Source organism: Actinoallomurus acaciae (genome assembly GCF_042429965.1).
Classification (GTDB): Bacteria; Actinomycetota; Actinomycetes; order Streptosporangiales; family Streptosporangiaceae; genus Actinoallomurus; species Actinoallomurus acaciae.
On sequence record NZ_JBHLZP010000448.1, the window covers coordinates 1 to 6,557 of the forward strand.

Below are 6,557 nucleotides of genomic sequence, written 5' to 3' on the forward strand. Positions count from 1 at the left end.
GCGTCGCCGAGGGCGTCGAGCTGGCGGCGGGCGCCGACGACCGGGCGGCGGCCGTGCTCGCGTCGCTGCCGCAGCCGTTCACGGTCAGCGAGGCGCGGAAGGCCCTCGACACCAGCCGCCGCGTGGCCGTGCCGCTGCTGGAACACCTGGATCGCCGCGGGCTCACCGTCCGTACCGGCGACCGGCGTACGGTCCGGGGCGGGCGAGGGCCATCCGGCGGCCTCTGACACGATGGCCGGGCGGCGAAGGGGAGGAGACACATGGCCGAGGAGCTCACGGCACTCGACGTGCGGCACGACGAGGAGAAGAAGCGGTACGAGGCGTGGTCCGGCGAGACGCTCGCCGGGGTCGCCCACTACCGTGAGCGGGCCGACCGTACGATCTTCACCCACACCGAGGTCGAGGCGGCCTTCGAGGGCAAGGGCGTCGGCAAGGCGCTGGCCGCAGCAGCGCTCGACGACACCGTACGCCGCGGCCGTGTGATCGTCCCGCTGTGCCCGTTCATCGCCGCCTACCTGCGCAAACATCCCGAGTACGAGGAACACGTCCGCTGGCCCGAGGGCGCCGGATGAGCGACCTGGACGCTCATCCGGCGATCACCGAGGCGCGGCCGGCGGCCGGCGAGGGCGCGGTGCTGGAGCTCTACGAGTCCCGGCAGGTGCCCCTCGGCGGCGTCCGCGGCATGCGGGTGGACCGCCTGCTGCCGCACCGGTCGCTGCCCACCGTCGGCGCCTGGTGCTTCCTCGACCGGTTCGGCCCGCAGCGCACCGACATGCGTGTGCTGCCCCACCCCCACACCGGCCTGCAGACGGTCACCTGGCCCCTGCGCGGCCGGATCAGGCACCGCGACAGCCTGGGCAACGACGTGCTCCTGCGGCCGGGGCAGCTGAACCTCATGACCGCGGGCCACGGCGTGTCGCACTCGGAGTTCTCCGTCGGGGAAGCGCCGCTGCTGGACGCCCTCCAGCTCTGGCTGGCGCTGCCCGCCGACCGCGCGGCCGGCGAGGCCGGGTTCGAGCAGCACGTCGAGCTGCCCGTGTACGAGGACGGCGGCCTGCGGGCGACCGTCTTCGCCGGGGGCATCGGCGGCACCGTCTCGCCCGCCACCGTGTACACGCCGCTGGCCGGCGCCGACCTCGAACTCGCCGCCGGGACGGCCACGAGCGTGCCGCTGCGCCGTGACTTCGAGTACGGCCTGCTGGTCCTGTCCGGTGAGCTGGAGGTCGCCGGCTCGCGGCTCGCCGCGGGACCACTGCTCTACCTCGGTACGGGCCGCGACGAGGTGGCCGTGTCGGCCGCGGCCGAGGCGCGTGCCGTCCTGCTCGGCGGCGAGCCGTTCCCCGACGACCTGGTGATGTGGTGGAACTTCGTCGGGCGCGACCACGAGGAGATCGCCGCCGCGCGCGCAGGCTGGGAGGACGGCGACCGGTTCGGCACGGTCCCCGGGCACGGCGGGGAGCGCATCCCCGCACCCGCGCTGCCCGGCGTGCGCCTGCGTCCCCGGAGCCGCCGCTCCCGTTGACCTCAACGGCGGTCGAGGTTCTAGGTGTACTGCCCAGGGAGGTCGGTCAAGCGGGTGATGGGTGGTTTGCCGCTGGTCGCGGTGTGGGGCTGGTGGTGTTCGTAGTGATGGAGCCTGGCTGGCAGGGCTTTGCGGTGTGCTTGTTCTGAGGGGTGGAAGCGGCTGAGTGCTCACCCGTTGTCGTTGAGCACGTGTTCGATCGTCACGCCGTGGGTGGCGAATCAGGCGACGGTGTCACGGAACATCTCAACGGCGGTGGCGGCCCGTGAGTGGTCATCGACGATGGTGTGCGCGAAGGCCGTGCCCCGGGCGGGGTTCGTAGCGGGTGTTGCGGATACTCGGTGCGCACCGGCTGCGGCGTCTTGGACGGGCCACGGTGCGGCCGAGACGACCGGCCGGCCATCCCGGTGTCAAGTCACCCCACACGCCAAAGAAGGACCGCACGCACGGCTGTGGAAAACCCACGACCCAACCACTCGAGACAGGCCCTGGCGTGGGCGTGACGCGGCAGCCCACCTGGAACGGTGACCGGCTGGATCTGGACGCCTATCTGGCCCGGGTCGGGGTGGAGGGGCGGCCTGCCGCCGACCGTGGGGACCCTGCGCACGCTGATGCGCGCGCACGCGCTCGCGATTCCGTTCGAGAACCTGGAGATCGTGCTCGGCCGGCCGGTGCTCCTCGGCGTCGCGGACCTGGAGGCCAAGATGGTGCGGGCCCGGCGCGGCGGCTACTGCTACGAGCACGTCCTGCTGTTCGGGGCCGTCCTGGAGCGCCTCGGCTTCGGCGTCACGGGGCTGTCCGCGCGGGTCCGGATGGGCACGGGAGCGGTCCGGTCCGCCACGCACGCCCTGCTGCTGGCCGAGCCCGCCGACGACGAGCGCCCGTGGCTCTGCGACGTCGGCTTCGGCCGCGGCCAGCTCGCGCCGGTGCCGCTCGCCGACGGCGCCGAGACGACGGGCGAGCGGTGGGTCCGAGATCGCCGTTCGTCGGTCGGCTGATGGTCCAGTGCGTGCGCCCCGGCGTCCGCCACGTCCTGGACGACACCACCCTGACCTCGGCCCGCCCGGACGGCGTCGCGGAGACGGCACGGCTGGAGCCCGGGGAGGTGCCCAAGATCCTGGAGGAGGTCTTCGGCATCGTCCTGGACGCCGCCGCCACGAGCGGCCTCGTCGCGGCCCTCGCGCCGAAAACCAGTTGAAACGGATGATCGTTTTTTGGCGTCATAGTCACGGCACACCGGATGTTTCGGAGAGGAGATGGTGATGCCGTACACGATGCGAGGCGGTCACGTCCCGATCCGGATCTGGACCGATCCCGCCGAGGTCGAGCCGGGCGCGCTCGACCAGCTCCGCAACGTCGCGAACCTGCCCTGGGTGCACGGCGTGGCGGTCATGCCGGACGTGCACTACGGCAAGGGCGCGACGGTCGGCTCGGTCATCGCGATGCGCGACGCCGTGGCCCCGGCCGCGGTCGGGGTGGACATCGGCTGCGGGATGACCGCGGTCAGGTCCAGCCTCACCGTCGATGACCTGCCCGACGACCTGAGCCGGCTGCGGGCCAGGATCGAGAAGGCCGTGCCGGTCGGGCGCGGCGCGCACAAGACGGCCGTGGACCCCTCGGCCGTGCCGGGCCTGAAGGAACGCGGCTGGTACGAGTTCTGGCGGGGCTATGACGAGCTGGCGCCGATCGCCCGGTCCCGCCGGGGCCGCGCGACGTCCCAGCTGGGCACGCTCGGGTCGGGCAACCACTTCCTGGAGGTGTGCGCGGACGACGCGGGCGCGGTGTGGGTCGTGCTCCACTCGGGGTCGCGCAACATCGGCAAGGAACTGGCCGACCACCACATCGAGGCCGCGATGCGGCTGCCGCACAACCAGGACCTGCCAGACCGCGACCTGGCGGTGTTCCTCAGCGGCACGCGCAAGATGGAGGAGTACCGCCGGGACCTGTTCTGGGCGCAGGACTACGCGCGGCGCAACCGCGCCGTGATGATGGCGCTGACCCAGAACGTCATCACGCGCCACTTCGCCGGCAAACGGGTCCGCTGGGACGACGTCATCTCCTGCCACCACAACTACGTGGCGGAGGAGACCTACGACGGTGTCGAGCTGCTCGTCACCCGCAAGGGCGCGATCCGCGCGGGCGAGGGCGACCTCGGCATCATCCCGGGCTCGATGGCGACGGGCACCTATATCGTCCGCGGCCTCGGCAACGAGAAGGCCTTCAACTCCGCGTCGCACGGCGCGGGCCGCAGGATGAGCCGTACGCGGGCCAGGAAGTCCTTCACGGTAGACGACCTGATCGAGCAGACCCAGGGCGTCGAGTGCCGCAAGGACTCGGGGGTCATCGACGAGATCCCCGGCGCGTACAAGGACATCGAGTCGGTGATCGAGGCACAGACCGACCTCGTGGAGGTCGTGGCCCACCTGCGCCAGCTCGTCTGCGTCAAGGGCTGACCGGCGGCGCCCCGCCCGGGGCGCCGCCGCCGTCGTTCAAGCGCCGACGTGGCGTGCGGTGAATGCCGTGACGTCGGCCAGGACCTCGTCCTTGTTCGTCTCGTTGAAGACCTCGTGCCGGGCGTCCGGGTAGAGGATCTCGGTCAGGTCGTCGCCGCGGATCTGTTCGATGCCGATGCGCGTCTCGCGCAACGGGACCAGCTCGTCGGCCTCTCCGTGCACCCACAGGGTCGGCAGGGCCCCGAGCCGCCCGCCCTCCGCGATCGCCGACAGGCAGCGGTCGAACGCCCGTACCGTCGTGGGCTTGAACGGGCCGTGCCACACCAGCGGGTCGGCGGCGTACGCCGTGCCGATCGCCGGGTCACGGGACAGCGTCGCGGTGTCGATCGGGTCGTCGGGGATCTCCTCCACGCCGCGCAGCGCCGTGATCGCTCCCCACGGTCCCAGGACCGGCCCGGACAGGACGAGGGCCGCCAGCCCGGCGCCGTGGTGCTGCGCGTAGCGGGCCGCGATCATGCCGCCCATGGAGTGCCCGATCAGTACGACGGGCAGCCCGGGGTGGCGCTCACGCGCGTGTTCGCCGACGGTGTGCAGGTCGGCGACGACCTCCTCGAAGTCGTGGACCAGCACCCGCTCGCCGTCCGACCGGCCGTGCCCGAGATGGTCGGGCCCGTACACCGCCGCGCCGTGTCGCAGCAGTGTGTCCGCGACGTACTCGTACCGGCCGATGTGCTCCCCGTAGCCGTGCGCCAGGAGCGCCACCCACCGCGGGGAGTCGGCGGGCCACTCGCGGGCCGTGATGCGTTCGCGTGCACCGGTGAAGTCCCATTCCATGCCCGTCATGATCGTTGTCCCGGCCGGGGAACACCAGACCCGTGGTCGCGGTTCGGTTACGACATAGGCTGGGGGGATCAGCGGCTATTTGAGGGGGAACCTTCCTTGCTGGTGGACGGCTACGGCCGGGTCGCGACCGACCTGCGGGTCTCGCTCACCGACCGCTGTAATCTCCGCTGCACCTACTGCATGCCGCCCGAGGGCCTCGAATGGCTGCCCAAGCCGGAGTTGCTCACCGACGATGAAGTGGTCCGCCTCGTGCGCGTCGGCGTCGAGCGGCTCGGCATCACCGAGGTCCGCTACACCGGCGGCGAGCCGCTCCTGCGGCGGGGCCTGGCCGACATCGTCGCGCGGACGTCCGCGCTGGGCGCGGAGATCTCGCTGACCACCAACGGCATCGGGCTGGCCCGGCTGGCCGCCCCGCTCGCCGAGGCCGGACTGCACCGCGTCAACGTCTCCCTCGACACGCTCGACCGCGAGACCTTCAAGGCGCTCGCGCACCGCGACCGGCTGCCGGACGTGCTCGACGGGATGGCCGCGGCCGATCGCGCCGGCCTGCGTCCGGTCAAGGTCAACGCCGTGCTCATGCGCGACGTCAACGACGCGGACGCCGTGTCGCTGCTGAGGTTCTGCCTTGAGCGGGGCTACGAACTGCGCTTCATCGAGCAGATGCCCCTCGACGCCCAGCACGGCTGGCGGCGTGAGGGCATGATCACGGCCGATGAGATCCTCGACCGCCTCTCGGCCGCCTTCGACCTGACGCCCGAGCCCGGCGAGGCGCGCGGCAGCGCGCCCGCCGAGCGGTTCCTCATCGACGGCGGCCCGGCGACGGTCGGCGTCATCGGCTCGGTGACCCGGCCGTTCTGCGGGGCGTGCGACCGGGTGCGGCTCACCGCGGACGGCCAGATCCGCAACTGCCTGTTCGCCCGCGAGGAGTCCGACCTGCGCGACGCGATGCGCGCGGGCGTCTCCGACGATGACCTGGCGTCCCGCTGGCGCGCCGCCGTGGCCGCGAAGCGGCCCGGACACGGCATCGACGACCCGAGTTTCCTGCAGCCGGCACGTCCGATGTCCGCCATCGGCGGGTAGAAAGGATCAGTGATCGAGCGGAGCGAGGGACCCAAGGGGCCGCAGGGGAGACGGAGGAGGTGCCGTGACCGGGCGGGAGCCGACGAGCACAGCACCTCGGTCGCGTTGCCGACGAAGGAGGTACCGTGACCGAGCAGCCGCAGGAACACCGGGTTGAGATCACGGTCCCGCCGGACCACGAGGTCGGAGTGCACGCGAGCTTCGCCTCCGTCTGGCGCACACAGGACTCCTTCATCATCGACTTCTCCACCGAGGTACGCCCCTCCGAGGTGGCCGAGGACCCGGACAGCGGCACCCGTTACCTCCACGTGCCGGCGCGCGTGGTCGCCCGCGTCCGCATCCCGCCCAGTCAGGTCTGGGAACTGATGAAGTCACTGGAGCAGAACCTCAGCGCGTACGAGCGGGAGAACGCCAAGAGCGCCCATGACGACCAGTGAGCCGGAGCCGTACGACGCCGTGCTGCTCGCCGGTGGGGAGGCGCGGCGGCTCTCCGGGGCCGACAAGCCCGGCGTGGTGGTCGGGGGCCGCACGCTGGTCGCGTGGGTCGGCGCGGCGGTGGCCTCGGCGGAGCGGATCGTCCTGGTCGGCCCGCCCCGTCCCGAGTTGCCGGGGGCGATCGTGGTCCGTGAGGATCCTCCGGGCGGCGGGCCGGTCCCCGC

The 6,557-nt window shown here is 72.3% G+C and carries 10 protein-coding genes; 9 read left to right on the forward strand and 1 reads right to left on the reverse strand.

The genetic code is table 11. The features are described 5' to 3' along the window. The 6 genes from ACFFNX_RS38050 to ACFFNX_RS38075 all read left to right on the forward strand — a co-directional run. The coding region (locus tag ACFFNX_RS38050) for a SelB domain-containing protein (RefSeq protein WP_378210937.1) at positions 1-227 on the forward strand (227 nt) is incomplete at its 5' end. Positions 228-260: 33 nt separating this feature from the next. After that, positions 261-572, forward strand: a complete 312-nt coding sequence (locus ACFFNX_RS38055) for a GNAT family N-acetyltransferase (RefSeq protein WP_378210938.1) — start codon at positions 261-263, stop codon at positions 570-572. After that, positions 569-1,522 carry a pirin family protein gene (locus ACFFNX_RS38060; RefSeq protein ID WP_378210939.1) on the forward strand — a complete coding sequence of 318 codons (954 nt, stop codon included), beginning with the start codon at positions 569-571 and terminating at the stop codon, positions 1,520-1,522. The genes ACFFNX_RS38055 and ACFFNX_RS38060 overlap by 4 nt, the downstream gene beginning before the upstream one ends. 590 nt (positions 1,523-2,112) lie before the next feature. Then, complete coding sequence (locus ACFFNX_RS38065; RefSeq protein ID WP_378210941.1) at positions 2,113-2,520, forward strand: arylamine N-acetyltransferase family protein; 408 nt, start codon at positions 2,113-2,115, stop codon at positions 2,518-2,520. 11 nt (positions 2,521-2,531) lie between these two features. After that, on the forward strand, positions 2,532-2,720 hold the full coding sequence (locus ACFFNX_RS38070) for a hypothetical protein (protein WP_378210943.1): 189 nt from the start codon (positions 2,532-2,534) through the stop codon (positions 2,718-2,720). A 64-nt stretch (positions 2,721-2,784) separates the two neighbouring features. After that, a complete protein-coding gene (locus ACFFNX_RS38075) occupies positions 2,785-3,975 on the forward strand; it encodes an RtcB family protein (protein WP_378210944.1) in 1,191 nt (396 codons plus the stop codon). 36 nt (positions 3,976-4,011) lie between these two features. Here the strand turns inward: ACFFNX_RS38075 and ACFFNX_RS38080 are convergent, their stop codons facing one another. Then, positions 4,012-4,821 (reverse strand): alpha/beta hydrolase, encoded by an 810-nt coding sequence (locus ACFFNX_RS38080; protein ID WP_378210950.1) that lies wholly within the window; start codon positions 4,819-4,821, stop codon positions 4,012-4,014. Positions 4,822-4,914: 93 nt separating this feature from the next. Between ACFFNX_RS38080 and moaA the strand changes: the two genes are divergently transcribed. The 3 genes from moaA to mobA all read left to right on the forward strand — a co-directional run. Beyond that, positions 4,915-5,898 (forward strand): GTP 3',8-cyclase MoaA, encoded by a 984-nt coding sequence (moaA, locus tag ACFFNX_RS38085; protein WP_378210945.1) that lies wholly within the window; start codon positions 4,915-4,917, stop codon positions 5,896-5,898. Between the two features lie 125 nt (positions 5,899-6,023). Next, positions 6,024-6,335 (forward strand): DUF3467 domain-containing protein, encoded by a 312-nt coding sequence (locus ACFFNX_RS38090; RefSeq protein WP_378210947.1) that lies wholly within the window; start codon positions 6,024-6,026, stop codon positions 6,333-6,335. Next, a partial coding sequence (gene mobA, locus ACFFNX_RS38095) for a molybdenum cofactor guanylyltransferase (RefSeq protein WP_378210948.1) occupies positions 6,322-6,557 on the forward strand: 236 nt, incomplete at its 3' end. The genes ACFFNX_RS38090 and mobA, both read left to right, overlap by 14 nt.

Bases quoted from the DNA above. Each gene is read 5' to 3' on its own strand.
- ACFFNX_RS38075 (WP_378210944.1), top strand. From the start codon at position 2,785: ATGCCGTACACGATGCGAGGCGGTCACGTCCCGATCCGGATCTGGACC.
- ACFFNX_RS38055 (WP_378210938.1), top strand. From the start codon at position 261: ATGGCCGAGGAGCTCACGGCACTCGACGTGCGGCACGACGAGGAGAAG.
- ACFFNX_RS38060 (WP_378210939.1), top strand. From the start codon at position 569: ATGAGCGACCTGGACGCTCATCCGGCGATCACCGAGGCGCGGCCGGCG.